This window comes from Pseudomonas kielensis, assembly GCF_014236655.1.
Taxonomy (GTDB): Bacteria; Pseudomonadota; Gammaproteobacteria; order Pseudomonadales; family Pseudomonadaceae; genus Aquipseudomonas; species Aquipseudomonas kielensis.
This window is the reverse complement of record NZ_JACMYG010000024.1, coordinates 71,225-92,760: the sequence shown is the minus strand read 5'-3', so window position 1 is coordinate 92,760 and position 21,536 is coordinate 71,225. Positions and strand designations below refer to the sequence as shown.

Here is a 21,536-nt window from a genome sequence, read left to right as displayed (position 1 = left end):
CGTCCGGTTTGTCAGGGCGGCTGTCAGTGATGGTGCGAAACGCTGATCTTGGCTCCCTGTTTCTGTGCACAAACGGCGCAAAAATTGGATTAAGTTATATCCATTGCACCATTTAATTTCATAACTGCGACATTTTGCGCTGTTCCGGTGCTCCGTTCGTTTGTTACAGTCCGGCTCAATCTCTTCCAACGACAATAAATTTGCCGAGACTTTTCCATGATCGAATCCGTCGAATCCTTTCTTGCGCGCCTGAAAAAACGTGACCCTGACCAGCCTGAATTCCATCAGGCCGTCGAAGAAGTCCTGCGCAGCCTGTGGCCCTTTCTCGAAGCCAATCCCCACTACCTGACCTCCGGCATCCTGGAGCGCATCTGTGAGCCGGAGCGGGCGGTGGTGTTCCGGGTTTCCTGGGTCGACGATCAGGGGGCGGTGCAGGTCAATCGCGGTTTCCGGATCCAGATGAACAGCGCCATCGGCCCGTACAAGGGCGGCTTGCGTTTCCATCCGTCGGTGAACATGGGCGTGCTGAAGTTCCTGGCCTTCGAGCAAACGTTCAAGAACTCCCTGACGTCACTGCCGATGGGCGGTGGCAAGGGTGGGTCGGACTTCGATCCCAAAGGCAAGAGCGACGCCGAAGTGATGCGCTTCTGCCAGGCCTTCATGAGCGAGCTGTATCGCCATATCGGCTCGGACGTTGACGTTCCGGCCGGCGACATCGGCGTGGGCGCGCGGGAGATCGGCTTCCTGTTCGGCCAATACAAGCGCCTGAGCAACCAGTTCACCAGCGTGCTGACCGGCAAGGGCATGAGCTATGGCGGCAGCCTGATTCGCCCGGAGGCCACCGGCTTTGGCTGCGTGTACTTCGCCGAGGAAATGCTCAAGCGCCGCGGTGAAAAGGTGCAAGGCAAGCGCGTGGCAATCTCCGGCTCCGGCAACGTCGCGCAGTACGCGGCGCGCAAGGTCATGGACCTGGGCGGCCAGGTGATTTCCCTCTCCGATTCCGAAGGCACGTTGTACTGCGAGGGCGGGCTGAGCGAGGAGCAGTGGTCGGCGCTGCTGGAGCTGAAGAACGTCAAGCGCGGCCGCATCAGCGAACTGGCCACCCGGTTCGCCCTGGAGTTTCGTGCCGGACAAAGTCCGTGGGACCTGCCGTGCGACATCGCGCTGCCGTGTGCCACGCAGAACGAACTAGACGCCGAGGCTGCCGGCACGTTGCTGCGCAATGGCTGCATCTGTGTCGCCGAAGGGGCGAACATGCCAACGACCCTGGCGGCTGTGGATATCTTCATCGAGGCCGGGATCCTGTTCGCCCCGGGCAAGGCGTCGAATGCTGGCGGTGTCGCGGTCAGCGGCCTGGAAATGTCGCAGAACGCCATGCGCCTGTTGTGGACCGCCGGTGAAGTCGACAGCAAGTTGCACAACATCATGCAGTCGATCCACCACGCGTGCGTGCACTACGGCGAGGAGAATGGGCGGATCAACTACGTCAAGGGCGCGAACATCGCCGGCTTCGTCAAAGTGGCTGACGCGATGCTGGCCCAAGGCGTGGTTTAAGCGGCTTCGATGCGGATCACTTCGATCAGTTGATCACCGGCAGGTCGTTGCCAGAGCACTTCATCATTGAGTTGAGCGCCCAACAGTGCCCGGCCCAGTGGTGAGCTCCAGTTGATCAGGCCCTGGGCGGCAACGGCCTGGTCTTCACCGACCAGTTGCACCCGGCGCTCGTTGCCTTGCTCATCGGCGTAGGTCACCCAGCTGCCGATCTGCACCTTGTGGGTCGAGGTGGCCGGGGGCACGACCTGGGCGCTTTGCAGGCGCTGGAGGTAGTAACGCAGGTCGCGCTGCAGATCCGCCAGGCGTTGCGGGTCGGCTTGCTCACCGAGGGCCGACTGCGCGCTGTGCTGGGCCTGCAGTTCGCCGACCTTGTCCTGCAACTGGCTCAGGCCATCGGGGGTGACGTAGTTGGGCTGGCTGCTGACCTGACGCTCGACGGGCTGGTCGGCTTGGGCGGCGGCGTTATCTTCATTGACGAAAGCGCGGCTCATGGCGGTTCTCCCTGTATGGGGTTTAGGCCATGCTCGCAGGCTTTTAGTTTCCCGGGTTGTTCAAAAGCGACCTACGGCGAGCGATAAGCCCGCGCCGTGTCGCGATCTTTCTCTTGCTGCCAGGCCCGATCCCGTTCGTTCTGGTGGCTGTCACGCTCCTGGCTTTCACGCATGGCCTGGCACTGGCGAAAGCCATCACTCCAGCCTTCGGCGTAGGGTGGCTGTTTTAGGTAGCGCGGCACATCTTTGCGAAACTCCCCGCTGATCGCCCCGGCTGCCTGCCGACCGCTGCTGCAACCATCATCGAAGCCATCGGCGTAGGCCGGCGGATAACCTCTGGCGAGCAACTCCTGGTGAGTCGACTGACAGCCCGCGACCATCCACAGCAACCCAAGCACCACTGCACCACGCCACATTCCAGACTCCCGCGCCCGTGTTTAACGGTAGATCGGCAGAGTCTGTATCCGGCGCAGTCAGGGATCTGTGAAAAGCCTGTGATTATTCCGTTGGACCGCCCGCCAAGCGACGGTGCTCGGTCAGTTCCTGGTCGATGAACGCGGCGATCATGGCCCGGTACACCTGTTCGGTCACCCCGGGGTGGGCGCCGACTTGTTCGGATAACGCGCGCACCTTGGCGATGACCTGTTCCACCCGTTGCGGCGCCTTGACCGCATCAACGTCTTTCTTGAAGCGGGCCGCCTGCGCCACATAGGCGCCCCGTTCGGCCAGCAGCGTGACGATCTGCCGGTCCAGGCGATCGATCTGGGTGCGCACTTCTTCGAGGGTGTGGCAGTGGACGTCCATGTTTTTTCAGTTCCTGTTTGTTGGGGGCTTGCCCGTGAAGGCATGCCCCTGAAGATCGCTCAATAGTGATACCACTTCAACTCCAGCATCACCTCATTCTCCGCCGAGGCAAGGTGGCTGAATTCGCGCTGGGCGCTCAGGCGCAGGCCGAGGTTGCGCGACAGCTCCCACTGCTGGTTCAGGCTCAGGCTACGGCGCACCTCGCCGTTGGTGAAGAAGTCGCCGCGGGTTTCCAGGCTCAGGTTGCCCAGCGGGTTGCGCCACAGCAGGCCACTGTTGAAGCCGGCCGCCGGCGAGATGAACTCGGCGAAGTCATTGTTGTGTTCGACCCGCACCGTGCCGAGGGCAAACCCCAGCACATCCTCACCCAACTGCCAGGTACCGCCGGCCCCGCCGTTGACATGGCTGACCAGGGTCTCGTCATCGTGCTTGCCCGGCACCCGTTCCAGGCCGCCGGTAACTTGCCAGGACCAGGGTTGCAGCAGTTCGTTGCGTGGGGTCAGGGAGCGGATGGTGGCCAGGTCCAGCTGTTGCAGCTGCCACTGATTGCCTTCGTACTGACGCAGCTTCATCTGCAGGATTTCGATCTGTGCGCCCAGTGGGAAGCTCTCGGCGTTGTCATTGAGGTCGTGGTAGGCCATGCGCAGGCCGTATTCACCGAACGCCTGGTCGCCGCGGGTGCCGATGCCCGCCTGCCAGGTGCGTGATTGGTGGCCGTCTTCCGGTAGCCCCGGGCGCTCGATGTCCAGCTCGGGTGGCGGATTCTGGTTGATTGCCCGCAGCAATTCGAAACTGCGTTGTGCCCGCGCCGGATCGCGTTCCTGGCCATTGGCGCGGTAGCGCTCCAGGCGGTAGGCGGCATCGATGATCAGTGCCTGGCGGTCCCGTGGCAGCGCCTTGCAGGCGGGTGTCTGCAACTGTTGCGGGTCGGCGCTGACCTTCAGTACCCACTGTTGCTCGTCGTCGGACAGCGGCTCGGCGCGGCTGAGCAGCTCGCGCTCGCGGGACGGCCGGTAGTCGATTTTTTCCACCAGCCCGGCGTCTTTCACCGCCTTGACGGTATCGGTGGGAATGGCCGTCAGGGGGAATTGTTCGGTCAGCTTGAGCCCCGGTCGCGCCACCTGCAGCAGCTCCAGCAGGCGATAAGAGCAGTTTTCATCGAAGAAGAAATAGTCGAACTGGATCTGTTTCAGTTCCCAGACGTGCTCGACCATGCGCTCGGTTTCGAGCTGGGTCAGGTTCAGCCGGTACTCCCACAGGTCGCGGTTTTCCAGGCTGCGGTATTCCGAGAGTTTTTCCTGGTAGGGGACCAGGGCGAACAAACCCGGGTAGCCGCCCATCAAGCCCTTCCAGGCATACAGGATGCTGTTGTCCGAGCCTTCGATATAGGCACCGAAGTTGATCGCATAGCTGAGCAGGGCGGTATTGTCGCTTTGCACGCCGGCCTGGTCGATCCGCAGCAGGGTGTGGCCAAACATCGAAGACGGGCTGTTGAGGTAGGCCGCCGGGAAAATCATCACCGCACTGTGGGGCGAGACATCCTTGAACCATTGCTTGAATTCGCTGCAGTCCACCGCGGGCAGGTCGTTGAGCTGCAGTTGGGCCTGCAGCCAGCGGGTACGTGCCGGGTAAACGCATTGTGCATGTTGCTGGCCGAGGCTGGCCGGGGCGTACAGCGCCTGCACGGTGGCGGCCAGTTCGGCATCCGGGTGTTCGGCGCCGTCGCTGGCAAGGAAGAATTTGTGGTCGCTGATGTAGCTGCGCCAGCCGCCGAGCTTGGCGGTTTCGTAGTGCCCCAGGGAAATCCAGAACGGGTCGTTGGCCAGTTGCTGCAGGCGTTGGTTGTCAAGATGAGGCGCGGCGGACAGCGGGGCGCAGACAAACAGCGCCAGACAGGCAAGGCGTTTGAGCATGGTGGGCAACTTAAGTCGAAAAAATAAAGACCAAATGCAGTCAGGTCAAAAAAACAAAACCCGCCCCGTGAAGAGGGCGGGTGTGGTCGAGCTTAAGCTGGGGTGGCGTATTTGGCCAGGCGAGTATCACCCTTGAGTACGGCCAGGGTATTGGTATGCACATCTTCAGCGGTCACGTCAGCCTTGCTGAAGATCTGCTGGAAATGCTCGTGGGTAACGGCGGCGAAGTGCGCACGGTCTTCCGGTGCGACGCCCAGGACCACAGCGTAGGTGGTCAGTGCTTCGCCCTGACCCTTGGCCATGTCTTCGGACAGTTCGTTCATCATGCCGTTCATGGCGAACCAGGACTTGCCACCATAGGTCAGCGCAGCGTTGGTCGCGCAGCCGTTGGTGCCGGAGGTCATGCCGAACGTGGCGTTGCCCGAGGTGCCGTTGGTGGTGGAAGCCAGGAAGTGAGCCGGGGTGCCACGCTGACCTTCGAACAGCATGTTGCCCCAACCGCAATCCGGACCGCCTGGCGCCTGCGCCATGGCGTTGAGGGATACAGCGGTGAAGAGAGTACCAAGAAGAATCCGTTTCATAGCTTTGTTCTCTTTTATGTGCGTACCAATGGACAGGAGTTCTGAGGCCAAACTGGCATCAGTGGGCCGGTTATTAGTCCAGCCGCGCAGTTTGGAGTTTAGGCAGGTTCCGTGGGTTCCGTGGTTTTTTGCAAAATATTCCTCAAACCAGTGATTTAGTCGACACCTGGGCTGGGTTCGGCGTTTGACTATGCTTTTACCCAAGGCGCGCCTTGCCAGTCAGGTGCGGGCAGCGCCAGAATGCCTTCAACTGCCCCGCCTGATGTAAGGAAGCCCGATGCCTGATCCTGTTGCTGCCAGCTTGCGTCTAGCGCCCGAAGCGCTGACCCGTCCGTTTTCCGCTGAACAGTTCAGCTTCTCTACCACCAATGATCTGGAGCCTTTTCGCGGTGTGCTCGGCCAGGAACGCGCGGTCGAAGCCTTGCAGTTCGGTGTGGCCATGCCACGCCCCGGTTACAACGTGTTTGTCATGGGGGAGCCGGGCACTGGCCGGTTCTCGTTCGTCAAACGTTACCTCAAGGCCGAAGGCAAGCGCCTGCAGACCCCGGCGGACTGGGTCTACGTCAATAACTTCGACGAGCCGCGCGAGCCTCGCGCACTGGAGTTGCCATCGGGTACGGCCGGTGCATTCATCACCGACATCAATGGCCTGATCGACAACTTGCTGGCGACCTTTCCTGCGGTCTTCGAGCACCCGTCCTACCAGCAAAAGAAAAGCGCCATCGACCGCGCGTTCAATCAGCGCTACGACCGTGCCCTGGACGTGATCGAACGTCTGGCACTGGAGAAGGAAGTCGCGCTGTACCGCGACAGCACCAATATTGCCTTCACGCCGATGAGTGAGGGCAAGGCGCTGGACGAGGCTGAGTTCGCCCAACTGCCGGAAGCGGTGCGCGAGCAGTTCCATGAGGACATTTCCGGACTGGAAGAACGACTCAACGAAGAGCTCGCCAGCCTGCCGCAGTGGAAGCGTGAATCCAGCAACCAGATGCGTCATCTGAACGAAGAAACCATCACCCTGGCCTTACAGCCATTGCTTGCGCCGCTGTCGGAAAAGTACGCGGAAAATGCCGCGGTGTGCGGTTATCTGCAGGCGATGCAGGTGTACTTGCTCAAGACCGTGGTCGAGCAATTGGTCGACGACAGCAAGACCGACGCTGTCGCCCGCAAGCTGCTGGAGGAGCAGTACGCGCCGAGCCTGGTGGTGGGGCATTCGTTCAGTGGTGGTGCGCCGGTGGTATTTGAACCGCACCCGACCTACGAGAACCTGTTCGGGCGCATCGAGTACAGCACCGATCAAGGCGCGCTCTACACCACCTATCGCCAACTGCGACCCGGTGCCTTGCACCGGGCCAATGGCGGCTTCCTGATCCTGGAAGCGGAAAAAATGCTCAGCGAGCCGTTTGTGTGGGACGCGCTCAAGCGTGCCCTGCAATCGCGCAAGCTGAAAATGGAGTCGCCACTCGGGGAAATGGGCCGCCTGGCCACGGTGACGCTGACCCCGCAACACATTCCGTTGCAGGTCAAGGTGGTCATCATTGGTGCCCGCCAGTTGTACTACACGCTGCAGGACCTGGATCCGGACTTCCAGGAGATGTTCCGGGTGCTGGTGGATTTCGACGAAGACATTCCAATGGTCGACGAGAGCCTGGAGCAGTTCGCCCAGTTGCTCAAGACCCGCACTTCGGAAGAGGGCATGGCGCCGCTGACCGCCGATGCGGTGGCGCGCCTGGCGACTTACAGTGCGCGGTTGGCCGAGCACCAGGGGCGCTTGTCGGCGCGCATCGGCGACCTGTTCCAGCTGGTCAGCGAGGCGGACTTCATCCGGCACCTGGCCGGCGACGAAATGACCGACGCCGGGCATATCGAACGTGCGCTCAAGGCCAAGGCCACCCGGACCGGGCGCGTCTCGGCACGGATTCTCGATGACATGCTGGCGGGGATCATTCTGATCGACACCGCCGGTGCGGCCGTGGGCAAGTGCAACGGGCTGACGGTGCTGGAAGTCGGTGACTCGGCCTTCGGCGTGCCGGCGCGGATTTCCGCCACGGTCTATCCGGGCGGCAGTGGCATCGTCGACATCGAGCGGGAGGTCAACCTCGGGCAACCGATTCACTCCAAGGGCGTGATGATCCTCACCGGTTACCTGGGCAGTCGTTATGCCCAGGAATTCCCGTTGGCGATCTCGGCGAGTATTGCCCTGGAGCAGTCCTACGGTTATGTCGATGGCGACAGTGCGTCCCTGGGCGAGGCCTGTACGCTGATCTCGGCCTTGTCGAAGACGCCGCTCAAGCAGTGCTTCGCCATCACCGGCTCGATCAACCAGTTCGGCGAAGTGCAGGCAGTGGGTGGGGTCAACGAGAAAATCGAAGGCTTCTTCCGGCTCTGCGAAGCTCGCGGCCTGACCGGTGAGCAGGGCGCGATCATCCCGCAGGCCAACGTGGCCACGCTGATGCTCGATGAGAAGGTCCTGGCGGCGGTGCGGGCCGGGCAGTTCCATGTCTATGCGGTGCGCCAGGCCGACGAGGCATTGAGCCTGCTGGTCGGCGAGCCGGCCGGTGAACCGGACGAGGAGGGCCAGTTCCCTGAGGGCAGCGTCAACGCACGGGTGGTCGAGCGTTTGCGCGTGATCGCGGAAATGATCAGCGAAGAGGACTTGAAGGAGGCGGAGAAAGAGCTGGCGCAGGAGGCGTTGGCCGAAGCCAAGCCGGCTTGATCTAGACCTCTACACCCACGACCTGTAGGAGCCGCCGGCGGCAGCTGCTACAGGTTTTTTTTGCCGAACAGGTGGCGTCAAAAAACCAGCAACGACCATTCGGCGCCTGATCACCCTCGGCAACTTGCTGATTCCACTTTTCTTCTATGCTCAGGTCTAGGATATCGACAGTTATCACTGGATCGAGACAGCCTTCGCGTGGAGGCTGAATACCGGATCTATCGAGGGTCGCCGCCATGTCGCGCAACCTCTGCCTTACCCGCCAATGCCTGGGCCTCGTGACCCGGATCGAATGCAGTGTGCGCCCGCTTGCCGGCGATACCGGCATGTGGACCTTACTGTTTGCCGCCGGCATGGCAGGCGAACAGCCCTCGGCCATCAAGGCCCAAGGCCCGTTTCACGGCCCTTTTGTGGCTGAATCCATTCTCGACACCATCGTTGAGAGCCTGACCCTGCACGGTTATCAACTGGCCGACGACCCGCAGATCTGGTGCTTGCACCTGCAAGCCCAGCTACGGGAAATCAACGGTGGCCGGTGCCGCAACCTGGATGGCTTCGATACGACGCCAAGGCATTAACCTCACTGGGCAGGGGTGAGGTTCGGCACCTTGTCGAGCTTGACCTCAAAGCCATACTCGATGGTTTCAAGGTCAGTGCGCTGGTAGCTTTCCAACTGGGTCGGCTGACCATAGAAGTAGTGCACGTCCAGCACTGCGGGTCCCTCTGTGCTGGCGTCATGGCTAACCAGCAGAATCTCCTTCAGGTAGTTGCCGCTCGCGTCCTTGGCGAAGAAGCGCCAGTCCTGCGCGGGGAAAACCTTCTGGTCCACCAGCAGGGCGTTACCCCTGAGTTCCAGGCCCTTGGGCAACTGGCTGGCATCGAGGCCGTGCTTTTCGATATGGGCGAGAAACAGCGGCATGGAGCCCACGGCGTAAGCCGGGGTCTCGGGGAACAGGGTCAGGTCGTAGGTGATGGTGGCGCGCAATGGATCGATTTCGAAGGCTTCGGCTGGCAACTCGATGGGAGTGCCACGCTGGCCATTGTCATCCTGGGTGAAGAAGGTCAACGGAGTCGAGCCGGGGTCGAATGAGCTGCCGAGGAGTTCATCGTTGAAGCTGCTGGGGTGGTCGAACTCGATCCGCGCAGCACTGGCGTCCTCCACCGACTGGGTGATACGGATGCTGTTTTTCAGTTGTTGCGCGTCCAGGCTTGCGCCTTTGAGCCAGTTGCCAGCCTGGTCGTCATAGACCACCACGGGCGGGGTGAGGCTTTGAATGGTTTTGTCGGTGGTGTTGCGGTCAAAACGCCTGATGGGCAGATTCAGTTCCTTGCGGGTCACGGTGACGGCGGAAAAATCCAGCACGTTGACTTCCAGGCTGTCGATGGGGCCATCGAAATACACCTTGGTGTAATGATGGCTTTGCTGGCGCTCGAAGGCTTGCAGTTCGTCATTCAGCTGCTTTTCCAGAGCCTCGCTCCAGGCGGTCTGTTGTTGCATTTCGGCCAGCTGCTTTTGATAGAAGGCTATCTGGGCGGCGTCTTCGTTGATTGAGCCGGCGCGTGCGAGGAACTGCCCGGTCTGGTCCCGGGCCTGGACGATCAGCGGATTGAGTGGGGTATCGCCGACCTCGGGGGCCAGCACTGCGCGGTTGTCGACGGTGACTTCGGCGTAGTTGTTCTCGAGGCTGTGCAGGGTGACGCTGACGTTGGCCTCGGTCCGGGTTTGCCCGATGTCCTTTTTTGTCAGGTTGAAGGTCACGACCTGGTGCGGCGCGATCACTTCGACCTTGCCTTGCAGGGTCAGGGGCTGCGGCTGGCTGCTCTTGGCGACCTCCAGCCCTTCGACAAAGGGGTAGGCGAGGGTCAGGTCATCCGGGGCCGTCAGGCTGGAGCTTGAGGGGCTCAACTGGATGCCGGGGTCGGTTTCCGACCATTCGGCCTGGAAGGGGATGACCTGTTTGTTGCTCAGGGTGACCGATTGCCATTCCAGGCCGTGGGGGAAGGGAAACTCCGAGGGCATGTTGAAGTTGAACGGGAACACCGGCTGCAGGTCGGTCAGGTAGTCGGAGCTGGCATCCTTGCGCAGGACGAACAGGCCATTGATGTAGGTGTCGACCAGCGCCTGCGGGCTTGCGTAGTGCCGCAGCAATGCCATGGCGTCGTCACCGTACTCGGTTTCGACCGGCTTGCCCGCCAGCTTCTGTTGGGCGCGTTCGAGCAGCAGTAGGGAGCCGCCGAGACTGGATACGGCGTCCTTGAGCTTGGGATCGGTGATGGCGTCCAGTGACTTTTCGAACTGGGCAGTCTTGTCTTCAAGGCTTTGCGCAGGCTTTTCGTCCGCGGGCGAGCAGCCGCCAAGCAGCGCCATCAGGCAGAGGCCGATCGTCGTTAAGGGCAAGCGCACATCCATTTTCCAGTATTCCCGTACGACGCACGTGGGTGCGAACGCTTTGGACACTAGCAGAAAACCCTCGGTCAGACTTGTAGGTGATGGATTTACCAGCGGTTTATGGGGGTTTGAGCGGCTGATATACTCGCCGCCATTTCCAGCCCTGGTGTGAGATTCAATGGAACGCTTTATCGAAAACGCAATGTACGCTTCGCGCTGGTTGCTGGCCCCCATCTACTTCGGCCTGTCCCTGGGTCTGCTGGCCCTGGCCCTGAAGTTCTTTCAGGAAGTCTTCCACGTTATTCCCAACGTCTTCTCGATGGCCGAGTCGGACCTGATCCTGGTCCTGCTGTCGCTGATCGACATGGCCCTGGTGGGAGGTCTGCTGGTGATGGTAATGATCTCCGGCTACGAAAACTTCGTGTCCCAGCTGGACATCGACGAATCCAAGGAAAAGCTCAACTGGCTGGGCACCATGGATTCGTCGTCGCTGAAGATGAAAGTCGCGGCCTCGATCGTGGCGATTTCCTCGATCCACTTGCTGCGTATTTTCATGGACGCCAAGAACGTCGATCCCGAGCACCTGAAGTGGTATGTGATCATCCATATGACGTTCGTGATTTCGGCGTTCGCCATGGGCTACCTGGACAAACTGACCAAGCACTGATCCCCCGCAGGTGGTAACCGGACAGGCGGCAGCGTTGGTGGCTTGTGCTTTGGTGCGTCGAGGCCTATCCCTGTAAGGGTCCTGGCTCGCCAATGCACGGGGTGTGCACATGAACCTGCAAGAGTTGAACGCCTATGCCGTTGCCGGCAAGGTCGATGAGCTGAACCTGATCTCCATGGAAGGCGGGATTTACCTGCTTGAGGCACGGATGCACGGCGCGGCCTACCCGCTGAGCGACACCCAGGGTCGGATGATGCACCTGCGTTCGGTGGAGCATGCGCGAGAAATGCTCCACGCCTTTCCCAAGCTACCGTTCAATCTGGTCCATACCTCGGTCCACGACGAGATGTGCGGCCTGGGCGCCAGTAGCGAGGACAGCCTGAAGGTGCCGATCGCCTTCCGTTCGGACTGAGGGCGCTGGCCCCCTGATCACGGCACGGGCAACTGTGCTAGTCTGCTCGCCCTTTTGGTTCCGGGCGCTCCGGGATGCGCTGTGTACGCACGGCAATGTCTCGGGCCGTCCGCACAGCGGAGCAGTGTCATGTCCGAAGTAAATCTGTCCACCGACGAAACCCGCGTCAGCTACGGCATCGGCCGTCAGCTGGGCGACCAGCTGCGTGACAACCCGCCACCGGGTGTAAGCCTGGACGCAATCCTGGCAGGCCTGACCGACGCTTTCGCCGGTAAGGAAAGCCGCGTTGGCCAGGAAGCCATGTCGGCCAGCTTCAAGGTCATCCGTGAAATCATGCAAGCCGAAGCGGCCGCCAAGGCTGAAGCAGCGGCCGGTGAAGGCCTGGCATTCCTGGCTGAAAACGCCAAGCGTGACGGCATCACCACCCTGGCTTCCGGTCTGCAATTTGAAGTCCTGACTGCCGGTGAAGGCGCCAAGCCATCCCGCGAAGACACCGTGCGTACTCATTACCACGGCACCCTGATCGACGGCACTGTGTTCGACAGCTCCTACGATCGTGGTCAGCCTGCAGAATTCCCGGTAGGCGGCGTGATCGCTGGCTGGACCGAAGCCCTGCAACTGATGAACGCAGGCAGCAAATGGCGTCTGTACGTGCCGAGCGAACTGGCTTACGGCGCTCAAGGCGTTGGCAGCATCCCGCCGCACAGCGTTCTGGTATTTGACGTCGAGCTGCTGGACGTTCTGTAAGACTTGACCCTGTAGGAGCGGGCTTGTTCGCGAATGCATCACCTCGGTTTCTACTCGGAATCGAGTCGATTGCTTCGCGAGCAAGCTTTGCGCCTACAGGGTTTTTTGTTTCTTATAGTTCGATCTTGTGGTGCAAATCACTCACCGGGCGCAACGCTCGGGCATAGCAGAACAGAAACAGGTTGCGCACCAGCTCCTTGAGCACCACCGGTTCGCTGGAGCTCAGACCGTTGAGGTCGAGGTCTCCCTGGTCCTGCAGTTCGCTCAAGGCTTCTTCTTCCAATACGGCACAGACTTCCCCGGTTTCCCGATGCAGGATCCTGAGGTAGGGGTGTGGACGGTCCAGCCATGCATCGATCAAGTAAGTCATGATGCTCATCTCCTTTCTGTTGGTTTGATGAGAATAATTCTTATTCAATTAATAGCAAGTGCCTATTGGCGGTTTCTGTGGATTTTGTGCGGGGGGATTGCCCGGGATCAAGACGGCTGGCGTTTTGCTATTGGGGCTGGAGGAGGGCTTGCGAGGGGGAGGGAGCAGCCATCCCGCGCGGACGCGCGATGGCTTGCAGCAGGCTCAGACCTTTCTGACGAACTCGGATTTGAGTTTCATCGGGCCGATGCCGTCGATCTTGCAGTCGATGTCGTGGTCGCCATCGCACAGGCGGATGTTCTTGACCTTGGTGCCGACCTTGACCACCAGCGAGGTGCCCTTGACCTTGAGGTCCTTGATCACGGTGATGGTGTCGCCATCTTGCAGGACGTTGCCGACCGAATCCTTTTTCACGGTTTCATCGGACGTCGCCTCGGCTTCGCCAGTGGCGGACCACTCGTGGGCGCACTCCGGGCAGATCAGTTGGGCGCCGTCTTCGTAGGTGTATTCGCTATTGCATTTCGGGCAGGGTGGCAACGTGCTCACTAAAGCTCCTTGAGTTCAGGATGGCTAAAAAGCGCACATTATATAGGGTTTTATCGCAGGGGGGGGGTATCTCCTGCTGGAGCGAGCTTGCTCGCTCCAGCAGGAGTGGCACGTCAGTGCGTGCGGGCGACCGCAAACTCGCTCAGTTCAACCAGTGCATCGCGGTACTCGCTGGCCGGCAGCGTTTCCAGGCACTGGATCGCGCGGGCTACGTAGTCACGCGCCAGTTGTGCGGTGTATTCCAGGGAACCAGAGGCTTCCACGGCGGCCCGGATGCTCTCCAGGTCTTCGATGCCACCTTTCTGGATCGCCTTGCGCACCAGGGCGGCCTGTTCTGGCGTGCCTTCGCGCATGGTGTAGATCAGTGGCAGGGTCGGCTTGCCTTCGGCCAGGTCGTCGCCGACGTTCTTGCCCAGGGTTTCTGCGTCGCCGCGGTAGTCGAGCAGGTCGTCGACCAGTTGGAACGCCACGCCCAGGTGATCACCAAAGGTGCGCAGGGCTTCGCTCTGTTCCGGGGTTGCACCCGCCAGGGCAGCAGCGCTGTGGGTCGAGGCTTCGAAGAGCATCGCGGTCTTGCCGCGGATGACTTCCATGTAGGTTTCTTCGGTGGTGCTGGCGTCGCGCACCTTGGACAGCTGCAGGACTTCGCCCTCGGCGATGATCCGCGTGGCCTGGGAGAGGATTTTCATCACTGGCATGGAGCCCAGTTCAACCATCATCTCGAACGAACGCGAGTACAGGAAGTCGCCGACCAGCACGCTCGGGGCATTGCCCCACATGGCGTTGGCAGTCGAGCGACCACGGCGCATGCCGGACATGTCGACCACGTCGTCGTGCAGCAGGGTGGCGGTGTGCAGGAACTCGATAGTGGCCGCCAGCAGGCGCATGTCGTCGCCTTCGCGACCCAGGGCCTTGCCACACAGCAACACTAATAAAGGACGCAGGCGTTTGCCGCCAGCCGAGGTGATGTAGTCGCCGATTTTCGATACCAGCGGCACTCGGGAAGTCAGCTGCTTCTTGATGATGCCGTCGACGGCGCTAAAATCGTCCGCCACCGCGCGGTAGAAAGCTTGGGGTTGCATCAGCGACAGGTGCTCCATAAGGGTTGCGCGGCATGCTAGGACCCACGCCTGCGGGTGTCAAGGCGCGATGGACGGCCCCTTGCAACGCGCTCGTGGCTTGCGTACAATCGCGCACCCTGAACTTCCTGGGCAGCACCTGCCTTACGCAATTGCAAACCGGCCTTCCAGCCTTATGCAGCCATGCCAGCCAATACCTCTTCTTATAAAGAGCTGGGTGAGCAGGATTATCGGAGAAATACCATGTCTTATGCAGTAATCGTTACTGGTGGCAAGCAGTACAAAGTTGCTCCAGGTGAATACCTGAAGATCGAAAAACTGGAAATCGCTACCGGCGAATCCGTTACTTTTGATCGCGTTCTGTTGGTTGCCAATGGCGACGACGTGAATATCGGCGCTCCAGTTGTTGCTGGCGCTACCGTTGTGGCTGAAGTGATCTCCCAAGGTCGTCACGATAAAGTCCGCATCATCAAGTTCCGTCGCCGTAAGCACCACATGAAGCGTATGGGCCACCGCCAGTGGTACACCGAGATCAAAATCACCGGTATTCAGGCTTAATTTCAGCCTAATTCCTCACTAGGAGAATTGAACTCATGGCACACAAAAAAGCTGGTGGTAGTACCCGTAACGGTCGCGACTCAGAAGCCAAACGCCTTGGCGTGAAGATGTATGGCGGCCAGGTTATCATTCCGGGCAACATCATCGTGCGTCAGCGCGGCACCCAATTCCACGCTGGCTACGGCGTTGGCATGGGCAAAGATCACACTCTGTTCGCTAAAATCGACGGCGTGATCAAGTTCGAAGTAAAAGGCGCTTTCAACCGCCGTTACGTGAGCATTGTCCCGAAGACTCCAGTCGTCGCGGCATAATTACGTAGTTGCTGGAAAAGCCCTGTCTTGCGACGGGGCTTTTTCGTTTGTGGGGTGAGTCTCTTGCAAAGCTGTTTGTAATGGGCGAAAGCAGTGGATTTGCGGTCGTTGCTTGAGGTCGCTGCGCTCATTTTTGCAAGAGTCTTATGTCTTGGTTTTTTCGGCTCGTCCGTATGGCGAGAGGCGTTTTGTTATGAAGTTTGTTGATGAAGTATCGATTCGAGTAAAAGCTGGCGATGGCGGCAATGGCTGCATGAGCTTCCGTCGGGAAAAATTCATCGAAAACGGTGGTCCGAACGGTGGTGATGGGGGTGATGGCGGCTCGGTCTACATGGTCGCCGATGAGAACCTCAACACCCTGGTGGACTACCGTTACACCCGGCACTTCGATGCCGAGCGTGGCGCCAACGGCGGCAGCACCGACTGCACCGGCAAGAAGGGCGAAGAGCTGGTATTGCGGGTTCCGGTCGGCACCACGGTGATCGATTCGGCTACCCAGGAAGTCATTGGCGACCTGACCAAGGCCGGTCAGCGGCTGTTGGTGGCGCATGGTGGCTGGCACGGTCTGGGTAACACCCGTTTCAAATCCAGTACCAACCGGGCGCCACGCCAGACTACGCCGGGCAAGCCGGGCGAGCAGCGTGACCTCAAGCTGGAAATGAAGGTGTTGGCGGACGTCGGTCTGCTGGGCTTGCCCAACGCCGGTAAGAGTACCTTTATCCGTTCGGTGTCGGCTGCCAAGCCGAAAGTTGCCGATTACCCGTTCACCACCCTGGTGCCAAACCTGGGTGTGGTCAGTGTCGATCGCTGGAAAAGCTTCGTCATTGCCGACATTCCGGGTCTGATCGAGGGTGCTTCGGATGGCGCTGGCCTGGGGATTCGTTTCCTCAAGCACTTGTCGCGTACCCGCCTGCTGTTGCACCTCGTCGACATGGCGCCACTGGATGAAACCAGTGCGGCCGATGCCGCCGAAGTGATCGTCAGCGAACTGACCAAGTTCAGTCCGTCCCTGGCTGAGCGTGATCGTTGGCTGGTGCTGAACAAGTGCGACCAGATCCTTGAGGAAGAGCACGAAGAGCGCGTCAAGGAGATCGTTGATCGCCTGGAATGGACTGGTCCGGTCTATGTCATCTCGGCCATCGCCAAAGAAGGCACCGAGCGCCTGACTCGCGACATCATGCGTTACCTGGAAGATCGTGCTGATCGCCTGGCCAACGATCCGGCGTACCGCGAAGAGCTGGCCGATCTTGACCAGCGCATCGAAGATGAAGCGCGTGCCCAGCTGCAGGCCCTGGATGACCAGCGTGCCCTGCGCCGCAGCGGCGTGAAGTCGGTCCACGACATCGGTGACGATGACTGGGACGAAGAAGATGTGGATGATGAAGATGGTCCGGAAATCATTTACGTGCGTGACTGATTCGTTGCGATAAACTTAAGCGCCGCTCCCTGGAGCGGCGTTTTAGTATCTGGAAATCGGTAGTCACGAATAACGTTATGGGCAGCGCTGGGTCGTGCTGTCCTCAAGCTAAGGTTGAAGATCATGCGGAGCAAGGTGACAGGTGCGCAGCGTTGGGTCGTGAAGATCGGCAGCGCTTTGCTGACGGCTGACGGCAAGGGTCTGGATCGCGCGGCAATGGGCGTCTGGGTTGAGCAGATGGTGGCGCTGCACGAGGCGGGTGTCGAGTTGGTGCTGGTGTCCTCGGGCGCGGTGGCGGCGGGCATGAGTCGCCTGGGCTGGACTGCACGACCCAGTGCAATGCATGAGTTGCAGGCGGCGGCGGCCATTGGCCAGATGGGGCTGGTGCAGGCTTGGGAGTCGAGCTTTGCCGAGCATGGCCGGCACACTGCGCAGATCCTGCTGACTCACGATGACTTGTCCGATCGCAAGCGTTACCTCAATGCCCGCAGCACTCTGCGCGCGCTGGTCGAGCTCAAGGTCATCCCGGTGATCAACGAGAACGATACGGTGGTCACTGACGAAATTCGCTTCGGCGACAACGATACGCTGGCGGCGCTGGTGGCCAATCTGGTCGAGGCTGACCTGTTGGTGATTCTCACGGACCGTGACGGCATGTTCGACGCTGATCCGCGGAACAATCCCGATGCTCAGTTGATTTACGAAGCGCGTGCCGATGACCCTGCGCTGGACGCGGTGGCTGGCGGTACGGGCGGCGCGCTGGGGCGTGGTGGCATGCAGACCAAGTTGCGGGCTGCGCGGCTGGCCGCGCGTTCCGGGGCGCACACGATCATCGTGGGTGGGCGCCTGGAGCGGGTGCTGGATCGCCTGAAGGCGGGCGAGCGTATCGGCACCTTGCTGTCGCCTGAGCGTGGCCTGCTGGCGGCGCGCAAGCAGTGGCTGGCTGGGCACTTGCAGACGCGCGGCACGCTGGTGCTGGATGCGGGCGCGGTCTCGGCCTTGTCCCAGGGCAACAAGAGTTTGCTGCCGGTTGGCGTCAAGCTGGTCCAGGGCAGTTTCCGTCGTGGTGAAATGGTGGTGTGCGTGGCGCCGGACGGTCGCGAGATTGCCCGTGGCCTGGCCAACTACAGTGCCTTGGAGGCGCAAAAAATCATCGGTCAATCGTCCGAGGCGATTGTCGGTTTGCTGGGTTACATGGCGGAGCCGGAACTGGTTCACCGCGATAACCTGATTCTGGTTTAAGTGAAGGAAACACGCATGCGCATGGCAAAGGGCTTGTTGGGGTTGTTGCTGGCGATGCCGCTTTTGGCTTCGGCCGAAGAGATTGGTCAGGTATCGACCGTGTTCAAGTTTGTCGGGCCCAATGATCGCATTGTGGTCGAGGCCTTTGATGATCCCAAGGTTGAGGGAGTGACCTGCTACCTGTCGCGCGCCAAGACCGGTGGCGTGAAAGGTGGCCTGGGGTTGGCCGAGGATCGCGCCGAGGCGTCCATCGCCTGTCGTCAGGTCGGGCCGATCAGCTTCAGGGGCGAGCTCAAGGATGGCGATGAGGTGTTCAAGGAGCGTACGTCCCTGGTGTTCAAGACTATGCAGGTGGTGCGATTCCTCGATAAGAAGCGCAATACCCTGGTGTACCTGGTCTACAGCGACCGTCTGATCGAAGGCAGTCCGCAGAATGCGGTGACGGCGATTCCGATCTTGCCGTGGGCTCAGCATTGATTTGATTCGAGTCCTGTGGGGGCGGCACCCGTCCCTGCAGGTTTTGGTGTGGGCTTGATCAAATCGCAGGCAATAAAAAACCGACCCTGAGGTCGGTTTTTTAATGAGCGTGTCGCTTAGGCAGCAGCGGCAACGTTCAGAGCCTTTACGTGGCCATTCAGGCGGCTCTTATGGCGAGCAGCTTTGTTCTTGTGGATGATGCCTTTATCGGCCATACGGTCGATAACTGGCACGGCCAGAACGTAAGCAGCTTGCGCTTTTTCAGCGTCTTTTGCGTCGATGGCTTTAACTACATTCTTGATGTAGGTACGAACCATGGAACGCAGGCTGGCGTTGTGGCTGCGACGCTTCTCAGCCTGTTTTGCACGTTTTTTGGCGGAAGGTGTGTTGGCCACCGTCGAGCTCCTCGAAAGACTTTTTGGGAAATAGCAAACAAAATAGGCCGCGAATCATGCCGATGAGTTGAAGTCTTGTCAAGGGCGGTTGAGACGTTCCGCTAAGTGGTAGGTATAAAGCACCGGGATATTTCATTCCGGCGTACGACCTGTAAACTCGCGAGCTTTGGCTCTGTGCTGTTGCGGCGCGGAGTATCGCATAAGTGGGCGCATTGTTCGCCTGCTGTTTATCGACAGGCAAAAAACTCTTCCATGAACCTGCTTAAATCCTTGGCCGCCGTCAGCTCTATCACGATGATCTCCCGGGTTCTGGGGTTCGTGCGTGACACCCTCGTCGCCCGTATATTTGGCGCCGGCATGGCCACGGACGCCTTCTTCATCGCTTTCAAGCTGCCCAACCTGTTGCGGCGGATCTTTGCCGAAGGTGCGTTTTCCCAGGCATTCGTACCGATCCTGGCGGAATACAAAAGTCAGCAGGGCGAGGAGGCGACCCGCACCTTCGTGGCTTATGTTTCGGGTTTGCTGACGCTGGTGCTGGCGCTGGTGACGATCCTGGGGATGATTTTTGCGCCCTGGGTGATCTGGGCCACGGCCCCGGGCTTTACCGATACGCCGGAAAAGTTCGAGCTGACCGCAAGCCTGCTGCGGGTCACGTTCCCTTATATATTGCTGATCTCGCTGTCGTCGCTGGCCGGGGCGATTCTCAATACCTACAACCGGTTCTCGGTGCCGGCGTTCGTGCCGACACTGCTCAACGTCAGCATGATCATCTTCGCGCTGTTCCTCACCCCCTACTTCGATCCGCCGGTGATGGCGCTGGGCTGGGCGGTTTTGGCCGGTGGCCTGGCGCAGTTGCTCTATCAACTGCCGCACCTGAAGAAAATCGGCATGCTGGTGCTGCCACGCCTGAACCTGCGTGATAACGGGGTCTGGCGCGTGATGAAGCAAATGCTGCCGGCTATCCTCGGGGTCTCGGTCAGTCAGATTTCGCTGATTATCAACACCATTTTTGCCTCCTTCCTGGTGGCCGGCTCCGTGTCCTGGATGTACTACGCCGATCGGCTGATGGAGTTGCCATCAGGGGTGCTGGGTGTGGCCCTGGGCACCATTCTCCTGCCGACACTGGCCAAGACCTATGCCAGCCAGGACCGCCACGAATACTCGCGCATCCTCGACTGGGGCCTGCGCCTGTGCTTCGTGCTGGTGCTGCCCTGTGCGCTGGCCCTGGGGATCCTCGCGGAGCCGTTGACGGTGTCACTGTTCCAGTACGGTCAGTTCAGTGCCTTTGATGCGTCGATGACCCAGCGAGCGCTGGTGGCGTATTCGGTCGGGTTGCTGGGGATTATCGTGATCAAGGTGCTGGCTCCAGGCTTTTATGCGCAACAGAACATTCGCACCCCGGTAAAAATCGCAATTTTCACCCTGGTCGTCACCCAGCTGTTCAACCTGGCCTTGATCGGCCCGCTGAAGCACGCGGGCCTGGCGCTGGCCATCAGCGGTGGCGCTTGCCTGAACGCCGGTCTGTTGTTCTATCAACTGCGCAAGCAGAAGATGTATCAACCGCAGCCGGGCTGGGGCACGTTTGCCCTCAAGCTGTTGCTGGCGGTGGCGGTGATGTCCGCGGTGCTGCTGGGGATCATGCATTTCATGCCGGCCTGGAGTGACGGTCATATGCTGGAGCGTTTCCTGCGCCTGGGCATGCTGGTCGGTGCTGGGGTGGTCACGTATTTCGGCATGCTGGCACTGCTGGGCTTCCGTCTGCGGGACTTCAATCGCAAGGCGTTGAGCTGACGGGAATGCTGGAATAATCGCGAGCCAGGCGTCGGTTTTGTCGGTTCGATCACTTTGGGTTACGGTGTTGCCTGTCGTCGGCCGCCGGGTGTGGTTATAATCGACCACTTTATGAGCAAGAAGCGCGTTATGCAGCTGGTTCGAGGCCTCCACAATCTGCGCCCCCAGCATCGGGGCTGCGTCGCCACTATTGGCAACTTTGACGGTGTTCACCGTGGTCACCAGGCTATCCTGGGTCGGCTGCGTGAACGTGCGCTTGAGTTGGGCGTACCCAGCTGCGTGGTGATTTTCGAGCCGCAGCCCCGTGAGTTTTTTGCACCCGACACCGCGCCAGCGCGTCTTGCGCGCCTGCGTGACAAGCTGCAACTGCTGGCCGAGGCGGGCGTTGACCGGGTGTTGTGCCTGGCGTTCAACCAGCGCCTGAGCAAGCTCAGTGCCGCCGAATTCGTCGACACCATCCTGGTCGATGGCCTGGGCGTCCAGCATCTGGAGGTCGGTGACGATTTCCGCTTCGGCTGTGACCGGGTAGGGGATTTCGATTTCCTGCAGCAGGCGGGTATTGTCCAGGGGTTTACCGTGGAAGCGGCGCAGACGGTCGAGCTGGACGGTCTGCGGGTCAGCAGCACCCAGGTGCGAAACGCCCTGGCCGCCGCTGATTTCGAGTTGGCTGAGCGTTTGCTCGGGCGGCCGTTCCGGATTGCCGGGCGCGTCCTGCATGGGCAAAAGCTGGCGCGCCAGTTGGGCACGCCAACGGCCAACGTACAACTCAAGCGCCGTCGCGTACCGCTGACCGGGGTGTACCTGGTGAGTGTCGACCTCGACGGCAAGACCTGGCCAGGCGTCGCCAATATCGGTGTCCGGCCAACGGTCGCAGGTGACGGCAAAGCCCACCTTGAAGTCCATGTTCTCGATTTTGCCGGCGATCTGTATGACCGGCGTTTGACGGTGGTTTTCCACCACAAGCTGCGTGATGAGCAGCGTTTCGCCTCTCTGGAGGCGCTTAAGACGGCGATCAATGCGGATGTCGCCGCCGCCCGTGCCTATGCCGCACCTAGCGCCAATCGCTAATGAAGAGC

23 protein-coding genes are annotated in these 21,536 nt (G+C 60.4%); 13 read left to right on the top strand and 10 right to left on the bottom strand.

Annotated elements, in window-relative coordinates:
- Positions 1-216 precede the first annotated feature (216 nt).
- Positions 217-1,554 (top strand): NADP-specific glutamate dehydrogenase, encoded by a 1,338-nt coding sequence (gdhA, locus tag H7995_RS20510; RefSeq protein WP_166591518.1) that lies wholly within the window; start codon positions 217-219, stop codon positions 1,552-1,554.
- Here gdhA and H7995_RS20505 read toward each other — a convergent pair.
- The 5 genes from H7995_RS20505 to H7995_RS20485 form a co-directional block, all read right to left on the bottom strand.
- Positions 1,551-2,045, bottom strand: a complete 495-nt coding sequence (locus H7995_RS20505) for a GreA/GreB family elongation factor (protein ID WP_182342413.1) — start codon at positions 2,043-2,045, stop codon at positions 1,551-1,553. The two genes, gdhA and H7995_RS20505, sit on opposite strands and share 4 nt — an antisense overlap.
- 71 nt (positions 2,046-2,116) lie before the next feature.
- Positions 2,117-2,461: a hypothetical protein gene (locus tag H7995_RS20500; protein WP_182342410.1), complete on the bottom strand. Its 345-nt coding sequence runs from the start codon at positions 2,459-2,461 to the stop codon at positions 2,117-2,119.
- Positions 2,462-2,543: 82 nt separating this feature from the next.
- Positions 2,544-2,849, bottom strand: a complete 306-nt coding sequence (locus H7995_RS20495; protein WP_166591515.1) for a chorismate mutase — start codon at positions 2,847-2,849, stop codon at positions 2,544-2,546.
- Between the two features lie 59 nt (positions 2,850-2,908).
- The gene (locus H7995_RS20490; RefSeq protein WP_166591514.1) at positions 2,909-4,762 is read right to left on the bottom strand and encodes an Lnb N-terminal periplasmic domain-containing protein; all 1,854 of its coding nucleotides are present in this window, start codon (positions 4,760-4,762) and stop codon (positions 2,909-2,911) included.
- A 92-nt stretch (positions 4,763-4,854) separates the two neighbouring features.
- Positions 4,855-5,343 carry a DUF3015 domain-containing protein gene (locus H7995_RS20485; RefSeq protein WP_166591513.1) on the bottom strand — a complete coding sequence of 163 codons (489 nt, stop codon included), beginning with the start codon at positions 5,341-5,343 and terminating at the stop codon, positions 4,855-4,857.
- Between the two features lie 277 nt (positions 5,344-5,620).
- Between H7995_RS20485 and H7995_RS20480 the strand changes: the two genes are divergently transcribed.
- Together H7995_RS20480 and H7995_RS20475 are read left to right on the top strand one after the other, a co-directional pair.
- The gene (locus H7995_RS20480; protein ID WP_182342407.1) at positions 5,621-8,059 is read left to right on the top strand and encodes a Lon protease family protein; all 2,439 of its coding nucleotides are present in this window, start codon (positions 5,621-5,623) and stop codon (positions 8,057-8,059) included.
- A 236-nt stretch (positions 8,060-8,295) separates the two neighbouring features.
- On the top strand, positions 8,296-8,637 hold the full coding sequence (locus tag H7995_RS20475) for a PA4575 family protein (RefSeq protein ID WP_166591511.1): 342 nt from the start codon (positions 8,296-8,298) through the stop codon (positions 8,635-8,637).
- A gap of 2 nt (positions 8,638-8,639) precedes the next feature.
- Here H7995_RS20475 and H7995_RS20470 read toward each other — a convergent pair whose 3' ends face one another.
- Entirely contained in the window at positions 8,640-10,469 is a 1,830-nt protein-coding gene (locus H7995_RS20470) for a hypothetical protein (RefSeq protein WP_182342404.1), read from the bottom strand.
- A 157-nt stretch (positions 10,470-10,626) separates the two neighbouring features.
- On the opposite strand from H7995_RS20470, the gene H7995_RS20465 reads away from it, so the two are divergent.
- From H7995_RS20465 to bamJ, 3 genes are all read left to right on the top strand, one after another.
- Entirely contained in the window at positions 10,627-11,115 is a 489-nt protein-coding gene (locus tag H7995_RS20465; RefSeq protein ID WP_020296439.1) for a TIGR00645 family protein, read from the top strand.
- A 109-nt stretch (positions 11,116-11,224) separates the two neighbouring features.
- A complete protein-coding gene (locus H7995_RS20460) occupies positions 11,225-11,527 on the top strand; it encodes a DUF6482 family protein (protein ID WP_166591509.1) in 303 nt (100 codons plus the stop codon).
- Positions 11,528-11,656: 129 nt separating this feature from the next.
- Entirely contained in the window at positions 11,657-12,274 is a 618-nt protein-coding gene (gene bamJ, locus H7995_RS20455; RefSeq protein WP_095166489.1) for a BamJ family beta-barrel-assembly machinery protein, read from the top strand.
- A 112-nt stretch (positions 12,275-12,386) separates the two neighbouring features.
- Here the strand turns inward: bamJ and H7995_RS20450 are convergent, their stop codons facing one another.
- The 3 genes from H7995_RS20450 to H7995_RS20440 all read right to left on the bottom strand — a co-directional run bounded on the left by H7995_RS20450 (position 12,387) and on the right by H7995_RS20440 (position 14,272).
- Positions 12,387-12,644, bottom strand: coding sequence for a PA4570 family protein (locus H7995_RS20450; RefSeq protein ID WP_185818780.1), 258 nt, complete (start codon positions 12,642-12,644; stop codon positions 12,387-12,389).
- A 204-nt stretch (positions 12,645-12,848) separates the two neighbouring features.
- A complete protein-coding gene (locus H7995_RS20445) occupies positions 12,849-13,190 on the bottom strand; it encodes a zinc ribbon domain-containing protein YjdM (protein ID WP_166591506.1) in 342 nt (113 codons plus the stop codon).
- A 113-nt stretch (positions 13,191-13,303) separates the two neighbouring features.
- Positions 13,304-14,272 carry a polyprenyl synthetase family protein gene (locus H7995_RS20440; RefSeq protein WP_166591505.1) on the bottom strand — a complete coding sequence of 323 codons (969 nt, stop codon included), beginning with the start codon at positions 14,270-14,272 and terminating at the stop codon, positions 13,304-13,306.
- 240 nt (positions 14,273-14,512) lie between these two features.
- On the opposite strand from H7995_RS20440, the gene rplU reads away from it, so the two are divergent.
- From rplU to H7995_RS20415, 5 genes are all read left to right on the top strand, one after another.
- Entirely contained in the window at positions 14,513-14,827 is a 315-nt protein-coding gene (gene rplU, locus H7995_RS20435) for a 50S ribosomal protein L21 (RefSeq protein WP_003176051.1), read from the top strand.
- Positions 14,828-14,862: 35 nt separating this feature from the next.
- On the top strand, positions 14,863-15,138 hold the full coding sequence (gene rpmA, locus H7995_RS20430) for a 50S ribosomal protein L27 (RefSeq protein ID WP_093419745.1): 276 nt from the start codon (positions 14,863-14,865) through the stop codon (positions 15,136-15,138).
- A gap of 193 nt (positions 15,139-15,331) precedes the next feature.
- Positions 15,332-16,555 carry an Obg family GTPase CgtA gene (cgtA, locus tag H7995_RS20425; protein WP_166591504.1) on the top strand — a complete coding sequence of 408 codons (1,224 nt, stop codon included), beginning with the start codon at positions 15,332-15,334 and terminating at the stop codon, positions 16,553-16,555.
- Positions 16,556-16,678: 123 nt separating this feature from the next.
- Positions 16,679-17,797 (top strand): glutamate 5-kinase, encoded by a 1,119-nt coding sequence (gene proB / locus H7995_RS20420; RefSeq protein ID WP_166591503.1) that lies wholly within the window; start codon positions 16,679-16,681, stop codon positions 17,795-17,797.
- Between the two features lie 15 nt (positions 17,798-17,812).
- Complete coding sequence (locus H7995_RS20415; protein ID WP_166591502.1) at positions 17,813-18,274, top strand: CreA family protein; 462 nt, start codon at positions 17,813-17,815, stop codon at positions 18,272-18,274.
- Between the two features lie 116 nt (positions 18,275-18,390).
- Here the strand turns inward: H7995_RS20415 and rpsT are convergent, their stop codons facing one another.
- Entirely contained in the window at positions 18,391-18,669 is a 279-nt protein-coding gene (gene rpsT, locus H7995_RS20410; RefSeq protein WP_003185593.1) for a 30S ribosomal protein S20, read from the bottom strand.
- A gap of 252 nt (positions 18,670-18,921) precedes the next feature.
- On the opposite strand from rpsT, the gene murJ reads away from it, so the two are divergent.
- Positions 18,922-20,460 (top strand): murein biosynthesis integral membrane protein MurJ, encoded by a 1,539-nt coding sequence (murJ, locus tag H7995_RS20405; RefSeq protein WP_166591501.1) that lies wholly within the window; start codon positions 18,922-18,924, stop codon positions 20,458-20,460.
- Between the two features lie 129 nt (positions 20,461-20,589).
- A complete protein-coding gene (gene ribF / locus H7995_RS20400; protein ID WP_166591500.1) occupies positions 20,590-21,528 on the top strand; it encodes a bifunctional riboflavin kinase/FAD synthetase in 939 nt (312 codons plus the stop codon).
- Positions 21,529-21,536: the final 8 nt, after the last annotated feature.